Annotated in this window: 12 protein-coding genes and 1 pseudogene; 12 read left to right on the forward strand and 1 reads right to left on the reverse strand. The window is 64.4% G+C overall.

The features are described 5' to 3' along the window. Nucleotides 1-60 precede the first annotated feature (60 nt). The 11 genes and pseudogenes from EJ073_RS00680 (at nucleotide 61) to EJ073_RS00730 (ending at nucleotide 13303) form a co-directional block, all read left to right on the forward strand. A complete protein-coding gene (locus EJ073_RS00680) occupies nucleotides 61-1200 on the forward strand; it encodes a DUF6600 domain-containing protein (protein WP_126053970.1) in 1140 nt (379 codons plus the stop codon). A 301-nt stretch (nucleotides 1201-1501) separates the two neighbouring features. After that, the gene (locus EJ073_RS00685) at nucleotides 1502-3253 is read left to right on the forward strand and encodes an acetolactate synthase 3 large subunit (RefSeq protein ID WP_245455655.1); all 1752 of its coding nucleotides are present in this window, start codon (nucleotides 1502-1504) and stop codon (nucleotides 3251-3253) included. 84 nt (nucleotides 3254-3337) lie between these two features. Continuing rightward, on the forward strand, nucleotides 3338-3910 hold the full coding sequence (gene ilvN, locus EJ073_RS00690; RefSeq protein WP_006204962.1) for an acetolactate synthase small subunit: 573 nt from the start codon (nucleotides 3338-3340) through the stop codon (nucleotides 3908-3910). A 146-nt stretch (nucleotides 3911-4056) separates the two neighbouring features. Further along, entirely contained in the window at nucleotides 4057-4653 is a 597-nt protein-coding gene (locus EJ073_RS00695; RefSeq protein WP_126053972.1) for a LysE family translocator, read from the forward strand. Nucleotides 4654-4983: 330 nt separating this feature from the next. Further along, nucleotides 4984-6258 (forward strand): efflux RND transporter periplasmic adaptor subunit, encoded by a 1275-nt coding sequence (locus EJ073_RS00700; RefSeq protein WP_126053973.1) that lies wholly within the window; start codon nucleotides 4984-4986, stop codon nucleotides 6256-6258. Continuing rightward, nucleotides 6255-9419 carry an efflux RND transporter permease subunit gene (locus EJ073_RS00705; protein ID WP_126053974.1) on the forward strand — a complete coding sequence of 1055 codons (3165 nt, stop codon included), beginning with the start codon at nucleotides 6255-6257 and terminating at the stop codon, nucleotides 9417-9419. Before EJ073_RS00700 ends, EJ073_RS00705 begins: the two co-directional genes overlap by 4 nt. Nucleotides 9420-9489: 70 nt before the next feature. Further along, a complete protein-coding gene (gene nthA, locus EJ073_RS00710; RefSeq protein ID WP_126053975.1) occupies nucleotides 9490-10095 on the forward strand; it encodes a nitrile hydratase subunit alpha in 606 nt (201 codons plus the stop codon). 13 nt (nucleotides 10096-10108) lie between these two features. Next, nucleotides 10109-10768 (forward strand): nitrile hydratase subunit beta, encoded by a 660-nt coding sequence (gene nthB, locus EJ073_RS00715; RefSeq protein ID WP_126053976.1) that lies wholly within the window; start codon nucleotides 10109-10111, stop codon nucleotides 10766-10768. After that, a complete protein-coding gene (locus EJ073_RS00720) occupies nucleotides 10755-11108 on the forward strand; it encodes a nitrile hydratase accessory protein (RefSeq protein WP_126053977.1) in 354 nt (117 codons plus the stop codon). The genes nthB and EJ073_RS00720 overlap by 14 nt, the downstream gene beginning before the upstream one ends. A 26-nt stretch (nucleotides 11109-11134) precedes the next feature. Then, nucleotides 11135-12010: pseudogene (locus EJ073_RS00725) on the forward strand (translation factor GTPase family protein); the annotation flags it as partial. Nucleotides 12011-12181: 171 nt separating this feature from the next. After that, nucleotides 12182-13303 carry an ATP-dependent RecD-like DNA helicase gene (locus EJ073_RS00730; RefSeq protein ID WP_126053979.1) on the forward strand — a complete coding sequence of 374 codons (1122 nt, stop codon included), beginning with the start codon at nucleotides 12182-12184 and terminating at the stop codon, nucleotides 13301-13303. Between the two features lie 9 nt (nucleotides 13304-13312). On the opposite strand, the gene EJ073_RS00735 is transcribed toward EJ073_RS00730, so the two are convergent. Continuing rightward, nucleotides 13313-13717, reverse strand: a complete 405-nt coding sequence (locus EJ073_RS00735; RefSeq protein ID WP_126053980.1) for an STAS/SEC14 domain-containing protein — start codon at nucleotides 13715-13717, stop codon at nucleotides 13313-13315. A gap of 113 nt (nucleotides 13718-13830) precedes the next feature. On the opposite strand from EJ073_RS00735, the gene EJ073_RS00740 reads away from it, so the two are divergent. Continuing rightward, on the forward strand, nucleotides 13831-14571 hold the full coding sequence (locus EJ073_RS00740; protein WP_126053981.1) for a pyridoxine 5'-phosphate synthase: 741 nt from the start codon (nucleotides 13831-13833) through the stop codon (nucleotides 14569-14571). Nucleotides 14572-14575 lie beyond the last annotated feature (4 nt).

Here is a 14575-nt window from a genome sequence, read left to right on the forward strand (position 1 = left end):
TGGCGGCTCAAGACAACGAGCGCGGGGGCCGATGGCGATGCAAGGAACCGGGAGCGCGTCATGCAATTGTCCTCGATCCATCCATTCGCCCGGCGCGGGCTGGCAGCGGCTGTCGCGGTCACCTTGGCTTTGGGCGCGACCATCGCATCCCCGTTGGCGGCGCCGTCCTACCAGGCCGCCCACGCGGCCGTGGTCTCCGTGACCGTCCGCGAGCGGCTCGCGACTTACGGCGGATGGCGGACTTCCAGCCGGTTCGGCGAGGTGTGGGTTCCCTCCGTCCGGCCTGAATGGCGGCCCTATACGGAAGGCAGATGGGTGTGGACCGACGAGGGCTGGTACTGGGAGTCGGCTGAGCCGTTCGGCGGCATCGTCTTCCACTACGGGCGCTGGGCATACGATCCCGAACTCGGCTGGGTCTGGATCGCCGGCTACAAATGGGCGCCGGCCTGGGTGGTGTGGCGCCAGGGCAGCGACGACATCGGCTGGGCACCGGCGCCGCCGCGTATTGCCGATGTCGCGGTCGACGAGGGCTGGTGGTGCTTCGCGCCGGTGGTAGCAATCGGCGCGGCCGATCTCGTCAGCGTCGTGCGGCCGGTGCGCGAAAACGTAACCATCATCCGCAACACGACGATCATCAACCAGACTGTGATCGTCAACAACGCTCCGCGTGTGCGGCTCGGCAACCACGTCGTCGCGATCAATGCCGGGCCGCGCCTGCCTGAGCTTCCCAGGGCGGTCGTGACGTCGATCAAGGCGGCGAAGATCGTCCCGCCGCGCAAGGGCGACTTCTCCGAAGCCCGGCTTGATCCGTCAAACGGCGAGGCGGTGAAGATGCTGGCCGGCAACGCTTCCTTGCCGGCGCAAGGTGCTGCGCCGGCGATCGCGGGCATGCCCGATGCCGCCGGCCATGGGCCGAAGAAGCCCGCGGGCGTCAGGACGATCCGGCCCGCCGCGGCGATCGTCGAAGGGGAACCGAACGCCGCCGACCGAAAGCACAAGAGGGTGATCGCCGGCGCCGGGCAGGTGGAGATCGACGAGACATCCGACGGCAAGCATGCGCCGCGCAGGAGGCTCAACCACCAGCAGATGCTGGCGATGCGCGCATCGCATCATGGCCCGGCGAAGGCCGAGCCGCATCGCCCGACCTTGGTGCAGGCGAGGATGGGAGCCAAATGCGATCCGCGTGTCGCGCATTGCTAGCCGCCTCGCTGAAGCCGGTTGGGACGGCGCGCGAATGGTAGCGAGGCGGGAGCATTTTCCCGGTTGACAGGCCGGCTTTCCCGCCTCTACTGTCCGCCACCATGAAAACGGCACTCATTCTCGTAGGACTGCGCGTGGGCAAGGCGGTGTAACCGCCGGGCGAAAACCTCCCATGCGCATCACACAGGCTCCCTCGGGGCCTTTTTTATTGCCCGAAACACGACTAAACGACCAGCAACGCCCAAATGGCGACAGTACGGGATCAGGACCGATGAGCAACGAGCGGAACGAGCGGCGCGAAATGACGGGCGCCGAAATGGTGGTGCAGGCGCTGAAGGACAATGGCGTCAAGCATGTCTTCGGCTATCCGGGCGGCGCGGTTCTCCCGATCTACGATGAAATTTTCCAACAGGACGAGGTCGAGCATATTCTGGTCAGGCACGAGCAGGGCGCCGGCCATGCGGCGGAAGGCTACGCGCGCTCGACCGGCAAGGCCGGCGTGCTGCTGGTGACGTCCGGCCCCGGCGCCACCAACGCGGTGACGCCGCTCCAGGACGCGTTGATGGATTCCATTCCGCTGGTCTGTCTGACCGGTCAGGTGCCGACCTCGCTGATCGGTTCCGACGCTTTCCAGGAATGCGACACGGTCGGCATCACGCGCCCCTGCACCAAGCACAACTGGCTGGTGAAGGACGTCAACGAGCTCGCGGCCACGATCCACGAAGCCTTCCATGTCGCGACCACCGGGCGCCCTGGCCCGGTGGTGGTCGACATTCCGAAGGACGTGCAGTTCGCCAAGGGCACCTATGTGCCGCCGCAGACGGCGCCGCGCACCAGCTACCAGCCGAAGGTCCAGGGCGACCTGGAGAAGGTCAAGGCAGCGGTCGAGCTGATGGCCAGCGCAAAGAAGCCGATCATCTATTCGGGAGGCGGCGTCATCAATTCCGGTCCGGAGGCGAGCCATCTGCTGCGCGAACTGGTCGATCTCACCGGCTTCCCGATCACCTCGACGCTGATGGGGCTCGGCGCCTATCCGGCTTCCGGCAAGAACTGGGTGGGCATGCTCGGCATGCACGGCACCTACGAGGCCAACATGGCCATGCACGATTGCGACGTGATGATCTGCATCGGCGCCCGTTTCGACGACCGCATCACCGGGCGGCTCAACGCGTTCTCGCCAAACTCGAAGAAGATCCACATCGACATCGATCCGTCGTCGATCAACAAGAACGTCCATACCGACGTGCCAATCCTTGGTGATGTCGGCCGGGTGCTGGAGGATCTGGTGCGGCTGTGGCGGGCGACCGCCAAGGCCGACAAGAAGGCGCTCTACCCGTGGTGGGAGCAGATCGCCAAATGGCGGGCGCGAGACTCGCTGGCCTATAAGCCGAACGCCGATGTGATCATGCCGCAATACGCCATCCAGCGGCTGTATGCGCTGACCAAGGACATGGACACCTACATCACCACCGAGGTCGGCCAGCACCAGATGTGGGCGGCGCAGCACTATCATTTCGAGAAGCCGAACCGCTGGATGACGTCGGGCGGGCTGGGCACGATGGGCTATGGACTGCCGGCAGCACTCGGCGTGCAGATCGCGCATCCCAAGGCGCTGGTCATCGACATCGCCGGTGATGCCTCGGTGCAGATGACGATGCAGGAGATGAGCACGGCGGTGCAGTACGAAGCGCCGATCAAGATCTTCATCCTCAACAACCAGTATATGGGCATGGTCAGGCAGTGGCAGCAGCTGCTGCACGGCAACCGGCTGTCACATTCCTACACCGAGGCGATGCCGGACTTCGTCAAGCTGGCCGAAGCCTATGGCGGCCACGGCATACGCTGCGACAACCCGGACGAGCTCGACGACGCGATCAAGGAAATGATCGCGGTGAAGAAGCCGGTGCTGTTCGACTGCCGCGTGGCGACTTTGGCCAACTGCTTCCCGATGATCCCGTCGGGCAAGGCGCATAACGAGATGCTGCTCCCCGACGAGGCGACCGACGAGGCGGTGGCCAATGCCATCGACGCCAAAGGCAGGGAACTGGTGTAGGCGACGAGCCAAGGCAGGGCTGGTCGAAGGAAGCCGTGCGCAAACAGAGAATTAGACCCAAGAGTTGAAATCGAGATTCACCCCATGAACGCACAGCTCCAACCGACCGGCTCCGCCTATTTCATCGCCAAGGAAACGGAAAAGCCGGAGAACCACACCCTCTCCGTGCTGGTCGACAACGAGCCGGGCGTGCTTGCCCGGGTCATCGGCCTGTTCTCCGGCCGCGGCTACAACATCGAGAGCCTGACCGTCTCGGAAACCGAGCACGAGAAGCACCTGTCGCGCATCACCATCGTGACGCGCGGCACGCCGCATGTGCTGGAGCAGATCAAGCACCAGCTCGAGCGCATCGTGCCGGTGCACCGCGTGGTCGACCTCACCGTACGCTCGCACGAGCTTGGCCAGGAGCGGCCGCTGGAACGGGAACTGGCCCTGGTCAAGGTCGCCGGCACCGGCGACAGCCGCGTCGAGGCGCTGAGACTGGCTGACGCCTTCCGCGCCAGCGTCATCGACGCCAACACCGAGCATTTCATCTTCGAGATCACCGGCAAGGGCTCCAAGCTCGACCAGTTCATCGCGATCATGAAGCCGCTCGGCCTGGTAGAGATCTGCCGCACCGGCGTGGCGGCGATGAACCGCGGCCCGCAGGGCATGTAGGAGGCCGGCGCCGAAGCGCCGGCAGGTCGTCATTTCCGTCCTGACCGTCTGGCCCGGTTGATGCTCCAGGGTGGCCTTTGCGCGCCCGGTATAAAAGGACAATTATACTGACCTATTCGACGCGATGACTTGTCTGGGAGGACGTCATGCCGCTCGAGACGTTCCTTGCGCTCCTGGTCTACGCCTTCGTCACCTCGATCACGCCGGGGCCGAACAACCTCATGCTGCTGGCTTCCGGCGTCAATTTCGGCATCGTCAGGACCGTTCCGCACATGCTCGGCATCAGCATCGGATTTCTGGTGCTGCTGCTTGCCGTCGGCTTCGGGCTCGGCGCGGTGCTGACGGCGTTTCCGGTGCTGCACACCGGATTGAAGATCGCCGGCGGCGTCTATCTGCTCTATCTCGCCTGGAAGATCGCCATGTCGCGTTCGCTGAGCAGCAAGGGCGAGACGGAAGCGCGACCGATGCGCTTCATCGATGCGGCCGCATTCCAGTGGGTCAATCCCAAGGCCTGGGTGATGGCGATCACCGCCATGGCCGTCTATGCTAATGCGGAGCACCCGTTCCTGTCGGTGGTGCTGATCTCGGTCGCCTTCACCGTCGTCAACCTGCCGAGCGTCTCGGTGTGGGCGGGCTTCGGCACGGCGCTGCGTGGGTTCCTGTCGGATCCGGTGCGGCTGAAATGGTTCAACATCGCCATGGGTGTGCTGCTGGCGGCGACGCTGTGGCCGATGCTGCGCTAAGATCTTTTGATATTCAGGTAAGGCCGGTCTGCAAACGGCGCCTTCCTGCGCTTCCGGTGCTCACGTAGCCAAAAGTTTCCGCTCCGGTAATCACCGTTTTCGACTCGGCCTGACCTGAATCTCAACAGATCTTAGGTCGCGATCCCGGCCCTTCGGTCGGGTTGCCTCCTTATTGTGCACTGCACATTAAATCTTCGTAATGCCGTGTTTTGGCCCTTTTCCGCCAAAGCCTTGTCCTATCTATTTCGGCGAAATTCGCTGCAAGGCGCCGCGGATCGAGCAGAAATAGACCACCGGATTCGGCGTGTCGCGTGAGAGGGCTTGTTGTCGATGCGCGGAAAAATCGTCTTTGCGGTGATTGCGCTGGCCTGCGTTGCCGGGGCCGGTCTCTACCTTTCGCCGACGGCGCTGGGCAAAGTCCAGCAACTGATTTCGGGCCAGCAGGCCGCCAGCAATGGCACGGACAAGACGGCCAAGGCACCGGACAATGCAAAGGGCGGCGGCGGTAGCACGCATTCGGCCTCGATCGTTTCCGCGGCCGCCACCACCGCCGATTTCCCCATCCGCCGCTATGCCATCGGCTTCGTATCCTCGCCAGCGGTGGTCGCCATCAATGCCCGCGTCTCCAGCCAGATCGTTTCGATCGCGGTCAAGGACGGGCAGATGGTCAAGGCCGGCGATCTTCTCTTCTCATTGGATGACCGGGCGCTGAAGGCGCAACTGGCGAAAGACCAGGCGACGCTGGTTAAGGACCAGGCGATGCTGGTCAGCGCCCAGGCCGACCTGCAGCGCGCCAAGGACCTCGTCGCCAAGCAGGCCGGCACCCAGCAGACCTACGATCAGGCGCTGGCAGCGCAGAAGGCGGCCGCCGCGACCATCGACGCGGACAAGGCGACGATCGATTCCGATACGGTTCAGTTGAGCTATGCGACGATTTCGGCGCCGATCGCGGGCAAGCTCGGCGCCGTCAATGTCTCGGTCGGCGATCTCGTCACCACCAGCAACGGCAGCAGCAGCGCGGCGCCGCTCGTCACCATCACGCAGATGGACCCGCTACAGGTGAACTTCACCCTGCCCGAGAGCAACCTCGCCTTGCTGCACAAGGCGCTGGCCGACCCGCAGCAAGGAGACGTGACGCTAACCAAGGACGGCGATCCGACGCCGATCGGCAAGGGCACGCTCGACTTCGTCGATTCCAGCGTCGACACCGCCTCCGGCACCATCGCCGCTCGGGCGAGCATACCGAACCCGGATCTCTCGCTATGGCCCGGCCAGTATGTGAACGTCGTGCTCGACGCCGGCACGATGCCGCAAATGACCTCGGTCCCGACGGTCGCGGTGCAGCCCAGCCAGAAGGGGCCGTTCGTCTACGTCGTCAAGCCGGACAATACGGTGGAGATGCGCCCCGTCCAGGTGGCGCTGACCGAGGGCGACAACAGCGCCATCAGCCAGGGCCTCAAGGGTGGCGAGAAGGTGGTCGTCGAGGGCCAGACCAGGTTGAAGGACGGCGCGGCCGTGCATGAGGGCAAGGCGGCGACCAATGGCGGCGCCCAGCGCGCAGCCAAGGTGGCGCAAGCCGGCAAGGCGGGCGAGGCCAGCCAATGATCTCCGAATTCTGCATTCGCAGGCCCGTCGCCACCCTTCTGATGTCGTTCGCCCTCGTGCTGGGCGGACTGTTCGCCTACAAGTTCCTGCCGGTCGCGGCGCTGCCCAGCGCCGAGTTTCCGGTGGTCAACGTCTCCGCCCAACTGGCCGGCGCCTCGCCGGAGACCATGGCGACCTCCGTCGCGACGCCGCTGATCAAGCAGTTCGCCACGATCGCCGGCATCGATTCCATCTCGACCACCAATTCGCTCGGCCAGACCTCGATCGCCATCCAGTTCGTGCTCAACCGCGACATCGACGCAGCGGCGGCGGACGTGCAGGCGGCGATCGCGCGCACGCAAAGGTCGCTGCCGCCCGAGATGACGGCGCCGCCGAGCTATCGCAAGGTCAATCCGGCCGACGCGCCGATCCTGTTGATGTCGCTGGTCAGCGACACGGTCCCGCTGACCGATCTCGATGCCTTCGCCGAGAACGTCATCTCGCCCTCGCTTTCGACCATCGACGGCGTGGCGCAGGTTTCGATCTACGGCCAGCAGAAATACGCCGTGCGCATCCAGATCGACCCGACGGCGCTCGCCGCGCGCGGCATCTCGATCGACCAGCTGCAGACGGCGGTGGCGTCGGCCAACAGCAACACGCCGCTCGGCGTGCTGCAGAACGACAAGCAGCAATTGACCATCACCGCCAATACTCAGCTTAACAACGCGGCGGGTTTCGCGAATCTCATCATCGCCACCAAAGACGGTCACCCGGTACGGCTGGGCGATGTGACCCGCGTCGTCGATTCGGTTCAGACCACGACGACAGCGAGCTGGTATGACGGCACCCGCGCGATCATCATGGCCGTGCAGCGCCAGCCGGACGCCAACACGGTCGACGTCGTCGACAAGGTCAAGGCGATGCTGCCGTCCTTCCAGGACCAGATGCCGGGCGCTGCCTCGATCAAGCTGCTCAACGACCGCTCGACCTCGATCCGCCAGGCCGTCGACGACGTGCAGTTCACGCTGCTTTTGACCATCGCGCTGGTGGTGATGGTGATCTTCGTCTTCCTGCGCCGCGTCACCGCGACGATCATCCCGGCCGTCGCCGTGCCGATCTCGCTGATCGCCACGCTCGGCGCGATGTTCCTGTTAGGCTTTTCCATCGACAACATCTCGCTGATGGGACTGACGCTCGCCGTCGGCCTGGTCGTCGACGACGCCATCGTCATGCTCGAAAACATCTTCCGGCACATGGAGGAGGACGGGTTTTCGGCCTTCGACGCGTCGCTGAAGGGCGCGCGCGAAATCGGCTTCACCATCATCTCGATCTCGATCTCGCTGGTGGCGGTGTTCATTCCCGTGCTGTTGATGGGCGGCGTCATCGGCCGGATCTTCAACGAGTTCGCGGTCGTGGTGACCGTCGCCATCCTGGCGTCGATGTTCGTCTCGCTGACGCTGACGCCGATGCTCTGCTCGCGCCTGCTTTCGGTCTCGAAGGCGGAGAGGGAAGCCCATGGAGGCGGCCACAGGCATGACTTCGTCACACGCTGCTACGACTGGCTGCTGAGCTTCTGCCTGCGCCACACCTTTTTGGTGTTCCTCGTCTTCATCGGCACCGCTGCGGCGTCGGTCTGGCTGATCGAGGTCTCGCCGAAGGGCTTCTTCCCACAGGAGGACATCGGCCAGATATCGGTGACGACGGTCGCACGCCAGGACATCTCGTTCGACGCCATGGCCAAGCTGCAGGGCCAGGTGGCCAGCGTTTTCTCCCACTCGCCCTATGTCGATCATGTGGCGTGGTCGGCGGGCAGCGGCAACAATGCGCTCAACCAGGGCCAGTTGTTCGTGCAGCTCAAGGACAAGGACAAGCGCCCGGACATCGAAAAGGTGCTCTCGGATCTGCGCAAGCAACTGGCAGGGGTGGCCGGCATCGAGACCTATATGCAGCCGGTGCAGAACCTGAGGCTGGGTTCGCGGTCGTCGGCCAGCGCCTACCAGCTCGTGGTTCAAGGCCTCGATACCGGCCAGACCGATATCTGGGCACAGAAGCTGAATGACGCGATGGCGGCGGACCACAATTTCTTCGCCGATGTCACCAGCGACCTGCAGAACAATGCCCTACAGGCGTCGTTGGTGGTGGACCGCGACAAGGCCGCCCAGCTCGGCATCGATACCGATACGCTGCGCTCGGCCCTCTATGGCGGCTTCGGCACCGATCAGGTCTCGACGATCTTCGGCTCGGCCGACAGCTATGCCGTGATCACCGAGCTCGACCCGAAGATCGAATGGTCGCCCGAGCGCATGCTCGCCATCCAGGTGCGGACGGCGAGCGGCAGCCTGGTGCCGCTTGGCGCCTTCGCCCATGTAGACCGCACGGCCGGCGCGCTCACCGTCAACCAGCTCGGCCAGCTTCCGGCGGTGACGATTTCCTACAATCTGCCGCCGGGCGTGGCGCTGGGCGACAGCGTGACCCGCATCGACCAGCTCAAGGAGCAGGTCGGCATGCCGACAACGATCGGCACCAGCTTTGCCGGCACCGCCAAGATCTTCCAGGATTCGCTCGCCAACCAGGGGCTGCTGATCGGCGGCGCTATCCTGACCATCTACATCGTGCTCGGCATGCTCTACGAGAGCTTCATCCATCCGCTCACCATCCTCACCGGCCTGCCGTCGGCGGTGCTCGGGGCGGTGGTGGCGCTGCGGTTTGCCGGCATGGATATTTCGGTGATCGCGGTGATCGGCATCCTGATGCTGATCGGCATCGTCAAGAAGAACGGCATCATGATGGTCGATGTGGCGCTGGAGCTCAGGCGCGAGGGCATGTCGGCGGTGGAGTCCATCCACAAGGCCTGCCTGATGCGTTTCCGGCCGATCATGATGACGACGCTTGCCGCGCTGATGGGCACGTTCCCGATCGCGCTCGGCACCGGCGCCAGCGCCGAACTGCGCCAGCCGCTCGGCGTCGCGGTGGTCGGCGGCCTGCTCGCCTCGCAGGCATTGACGCTCTTCGTCACGCCGGTGATCTACGTCTATTTCGAGAATTTCTCCGGCTGGCTGCTCGGCTTCTCCTTTAAGAAGAGCCGGTCGGCGCTGCATGCTGTCGAAAGTGCGGAGCAACCGTCGCTGTTCGATCCGGAAGAAGGCCGGGTCATCCAGCTCCAGAAAGCGGCGGCCGAATAGCTCGATCCGCCGCTTGCTGGCCCAAGCCGTCATGCTTGCGGCCACGTGTCGGCGGTTCTAGTCTGAGCTCATGTCCCACGATCATGACCATGACAACGAACTCGATCCGTTCGCGGCGCGCGTGCGCGCGCTGGAAACTATCCTCACCCAGAAAGGCCTGATCGATCCGGCCGCGATCGACGTCATCGTCGACACCTACGAGACCAAGATCGGCCCGCGCAACGGCGCCCGGGTGGTGGCCAAGGCCTGGACCGATCCGGCCTATGCCGACTGGCTGAGGCGCGATGCGACGGCGGCGATCGAATCGCTGGGCTATACCGGCCGGCAGGGCGAGCACATGCAGGCCGTCTTCAACAGCGAAGAGACGCACAATCTCGTCGTCTGCACGCTGTGCTCCTGCTATCCATGGACGGTGCTCGGCCTGCCGCCGGTCTGGTACAAGGCGCCGCCGTATCGCTCGCGGGCGGTGATCGATCCGCGCGGCGTGCTGGCCGAATTCGGCCTGACCCTGCCGGCGGACAAGAAGATCCGCGTCTGGGATTCGACGGCGGAGCTGCGCTATCTGGTGGTGCCGATGCGGCCGGAGGGCACCGAGGGCTGGAGCGAGGAGCAACTGGCCGAGCTGGTGAGCCGCGATGCGATGATCGGCACCGCGCTGGCCAAGGCGCCGCCATGACGGGGGAGCCGGCATGAACGGGCCGCAGGATCTCGGCGGGCAGATGGGCTTCGGGCCGGTCGCGCCCGAGAAGGACGAGCCCTATTTCCACGCCGCCTGGGAAAGGCGGGCACTCGGCGTGACGCTCACTGCGGGTGCGATGGGCGCCTGGAACATCGACGAGAGCCGGCACGCGCGGGAATCGCTGCATCCGGCCGACTACTATGCCTCCAGCTACTACCAGATCTGGATCAAGGCGCTGGAAGTGCTGTTGAAGCGCCATGGCTTCATCAGCGACCGCGATCTGGCCGAGGGCCGGGCGCTCGATCCGGCAGCTGCTCCCAAGAGAGTGCTGAAGGCGGAAAACGTGCCGGCTGCGCTGGCCAGGGGCGGCCCATGCAACCGGCCGGTCGCCACGCCGGCGCTGTTCAAGGCCGGCCAGCGGGTGCGGACGAAGAATTTCAATCCGAACGGCCACACGCGGCTGCCGCGCTATGCGCGCGGCAGGCAAGGCACCATCGAGGCGGTGCGCGAGGGTTTTGTCTTTCCCGACAGCAACGCGCACGGGCAAGGCGAGAACCCGCAATGGGTCTATACGGTCGTCTTCGACGGCACGGAGATCTGGGGCGATGGCGCCGACCCGACGCTGACCGTGTCGATCGATGCCTGGGAGAGCTATCTTGAGCCGGCGTGAAGACCTGCCGGCGGCCTTCGACGAGCCGGTCTTCGCCGAGCCGTGGCAGGCCGAAGTCTTCGCCATGACGGTGGCGCTGCATGACAAGGGCCTGTTTTCCTGGCGCGAATGGGCCGACGCATTGTCCGCTGAAGTGAAGAAGCCGGGTGCAGCAGCGGACGGCCATGACTATTACGAGCACTGGTTGGATGCGCTGGAGAGCTTGCTGTCGGCCAAGGGCGTCGCCGGCAGGGTCGAGGTCGACACGCTTGCCGCTGCCTGGGAGCGCGCCGCGCACGCCACGCCGCACGGCAAGCCGATCCTGCTCGAGAACGATCCCCAACTCGACTGCGGGCGGTAGGGGGCCAGGTGGAATCGTCTGCCGCGCCATGGCCTTTGCTTCAAATCGCGATCGAGCCGAAGTCGAAAGCCAATCAGGAGAAGCTGCTTGTCGCCTTGTCGAAGCTGGCGGATGAGAATCCTGACTTCCAAGTTACGTCAGATGAGGAATCGGGCCAAACTATCATCGCCGGCAGGGACGAGTATCACCTGGTCATCATGGTCGACCGCCTGCGCGACGAATTTGAGATCGGCGTGAATGTCGGTGCTCTGCAAGTGGCCTATCGCGAAACGATCACCCACGCCTGCGAACAGGACTACACCCACAAGAGGATTTTCGCCGGTAGGGGCCAGTTCGCTCGCGTCAAGATTGCGTTCGAGCCGAACGCATACAACGCGAACTTCGTATTTGTGTCCACGATCGTCGACGGTGCGATGCCAGACGAATATGTTGCGGGAGTCGAAAAGGGGCTGCGCAGCGTCCTATCCTTGGGCCCCTTTGCAGGGTTCCCGATGATCGGCGTCAAGGCGACGTTGGTGGATGGCGCCTGTCACGAAACCGTCTCTTCGGCTTCTGCTTTCGAGATCGCAAGTCGCGCCTGCTTCAGGGAAGCAGCGCCCAAACTCGGCGTGCGGTTGCTTGAGCCGATCATGAAGGTCGAGGTGGTGACGCCGGAGGATTATGTCCGCGACATTGCCGGCGACCTGAAGAGCCGTCGCGGCAAGATCGAGAGTCAAGAAATCCGGGGGATGGAGGTGGTCGTCGATGCGCTAGTGCCGCTCGCAAACATGTTCAAGCTGGAGGATACGCTCCGGTCGCGCTCGAAAGGGCAAGCGCGCGTCAGTGTCAGCTATGCCGGATACGTTCCTGTCCCCGTTCCACCCGACGATCGCGACCCGCCAGCGGCGATGGCTCTTGCCTGACCTCCACGCCGTTCGAATCCAACTGAGACGCGATAAGATTTGTTCCCTTTACGTTCTAGTTGGCGCCTGATAGTTTGAGCCGCAGTAGACGCCGAGTTCACCACCGGCGGTGGTCGATATGGCCGCTGACCTTGTCTTTCGCTCGCGAATCCGGTCTTTCCAGCTGATGGAATTCTCCCCCAACAGGACGAGGCCTTGAAGGCGGTCGCGCGCTGGCTGAAGGATGGCCGGCCGCAGATTTTCCGGCTGTTCGGCTATGCCGGCACCGGCAAGACGACCCTGGCGCGCTATTTCGCCGAGCATGTCGACGGCCAGGTTCAGTTCGCCGCCTTCACCGGCAAGGCGGCGCAGGTGCTGCGCTCCAAGGGCGCGGTCAATGCCCGCACCATCCATTCGCTGATCTACAGGCCGAAGGGCGAGGAATCGGTGTCGGACGAGGTGACCGGCAAGACGTCGATCTCGCCGACCTTCTCGCTCAACCGGCAAAGCCCGATCGCGCGCGCCAAGCTGGTCGTCATCGACGAGTGCTCGATGGTCGACGAGCAACTCGGCCGCGACCTGATGAGCTTCGGCACGCCGATCCTGGTGCTCGGCGATCCGGCGCAGCTGCCGCCGATATCCGGCGGCGGCTTCTTCACAGAGCACGAACCGGACGTTCTGCTCACCGAAATCCATCGCCAGGCGCGCGACAATCCGATCATACGGCTGGCGCTCGACGTGCGCGAAGGCCGCGAATTCATGCGCGGCGACTACGGCACGGCGCAGGTCATCGGCAAGGAAGACGTCAACCAGGAACTGGTGCTGAAGGCGGACCAGGTGCTGGTCGGCACCAACCGCACGCGCAGGCGCTATAACCAGCGGCTGCGCGAGTTGAAGGGCTTCAACGCCGACTTCCCGCAGGCCGGCGACAAGCTGGTCTGCCTGCGCAACGACCCCGCCAAGGGCCTGCTCAACGGCTCGCTGTGGAAGGTGATGACCTCGTCGCGCGAGACGGTGAAGCCCGGCATCAACCTGCTGGTCTCGCCGGAAGAGGACGATCCGGACCGCGGCGTCGCCAAGATCAAGCTGCTCAAGGCGGCGTTCGAGGACCCCGACGCCGAGATCCCCTGGCAGCAGAAGAAGCGCTTCGACGATTTCGACTATGGCTATGCGCTCACCGTGCACAAGGCGCAGGGTTCGCAATGGAACGACGTCGTGCTGTTCGACGAAAGCTGGGCCTTCAAGGAAACACGCCAGCGCTGGCTCTATACGGCGATCACGCGGGCTGCGGAGCGGCTGACCGTGGTCAGGTAAGGCGGCCCGTCAACGTCGCGCGATCGGTACGGCGCCGAGCCACTTCCAGGCGGCGGCCTCGTCCTCGGCCTTGAAATACTTGAGGTCGACGGGCAGGGGTTTTGCAAGAAGGCCGTGAAACTCGCTAGTCCAGTCCGGCTCGCCGATCGTGGCGCAGCGGCCGACATGCCGCAGCGCCAAGGTCGTGCCCTGTGTGAGCGTTTCGCCGGCGACATTGCTCCAGTCAACACCACCGAGTTCGACGAGCCGCACCAGCACGTCGATCTTCGAATAGAGTGCGCAGGCGGCCTCCAGCAGGCCGAACAGGTTTTCTGCATCGGCGCCGGCGACATCGCCGACGACGTCGATGGCGAAAAGGTCGTCGCGGTCGGTGTCGATGCGGCGTATCACCGGCACGGTTTCGAGGAAATTCACAGGCACCTCCTTCCGCTTGCCGCCGTCCTTCCGTCTGGAACACCGGAACCCCCTGTCTGTTCCCACCAAAGACGGTATAGATGCGCCGCCAATGCACTCGGGGACCCGAAGCCATGCCCGCCAAGCTTTCCGTCAACCTCAACGCCATCGCCATGCTGCGCAACCGCCGCGATCTGCCCTGGCCGAGCGTGATCCGGCTCGGCCGCATTGCGCTCGCCGCCGGCGCGCATGGGCTGACCGTGCATCCGCGGCCCGATGAGCGGCACACGCGGCGCGCCGATTTGCCTCAGATCAGGGCGCTGATCGACGACGAGTTCCCGAAGGCGGAATTCAACATCGAGGGCCATCCCACGGAGGAATTCCTGGCGCTTGTGGAACAGCACCAGCCCGACCAAGTGACGCTGGTGCCGGACGATCCGAGCCAGGCAACGTCGGACCATGGCTGGAACTTCATCGCCGACGCGGCGTTCCTCACTCCGATCGTCAAGCGGTTGAAGAAAGGCGGCTTTCGCGTGTCGCTGTTTGCCGATTCGGATCCGGGCGGCGTGAATGCCGCGCGCGATACCGGCGCCGACCGTATCGAGCTCTATACGGGCCCATACGGCAGTTGCCATTCCGATTCCATCAAGGCAGCCAAGGAACTGGAAAAATTGGGAAAAACCGCGGATGCGGCATTTGCCGCGGGGCTGCAGGTCAATGCCGGGCACGATCTGACGGTCGACAATTTGCCGGCGCTGGCAAAGCGCATTCCGGCATTGGCCGAAGTGTCAATCGGTCACGGGTTGACAGCCGATGCATTGGAGTATGGCATGGCCGGCACGGTGGGACGGTTTCTCGGAGCTTGCGGTTGGTAGAGAG

The organism is Mesorhizobium sp. M4B.F.Ca.ET.058.02.1.1 (assembly GCF_003952505.1).
Lineage (GTDB): Bacteria > Pseudomonadota > Alphaproteobacteria > Rhizobiales > Rhizobiaceae > Mesorhizobium.

Bases quoted from the DNA above. Each gene is read 5' to 3' on its own strand.
- EJ073_RS00680 (WP_126053970.1), top strand. From the start codon at position 61: ATGCAATTGTCCTCGATCCATCCATTCGCCCGGCGCGGGCTGGCAGCG.
- EJ073_RS00685 (WP_245455655.1), top strand. From the start codon at position 1,502: ATGACGGGCGCCGAAATGGTGGTGCAGGCGCTGAAGGACAATGGCGTC.
- ilvN (WP_006204962.1), top strand. From the start codon at position 3,338: ATGAACGCACAGCTCCAACCGACCGGCTCCGCCTATTTCATCGCCAAG.
- EJ073_RS00695 (WP_126053972.1), top strand. From the start codon at position 4,057: ATGCCGCTCGAGACGTTCCTTGCGCTCCTGGTCTACGCCTTCGTCACC.
- EJ073_RS00700 (WP_126053973.1), top strand. From the start codon at position 4,984: ATGCGCGGAAAAATCGTCTTTGCGGTGATTGCGCTGGCCTGCGTTGCC.
- EJ073_RS00705 (WP_126053974.1), top strand. From the start codon at position 6,255: ATGATCTCCGAATTCTGCATTCGCAGGCCCGTCGCCACCCTTCTGATG.
- nthA (WP_126053975.1), top strand. From the start codon at position 9,490: ATGTCCCACGATCATGACCATGACAACGAACTCGATCCGTTCGCGGCG.
- nthB (WP_126053976.1), top strand. From the start codon at position 10,109: ATGAACGGGCCGCAGGATCTCGGCGGGCAGATGGGCTTCGGGCCGGTC.
- EJ073_RS00740 (WP_126053981.1), top strand. From the start codon at position 13,831: ATGCCCGCCAAGCTTTCCGTCAACCTCAACGCCATCGCCATGCTGCGC.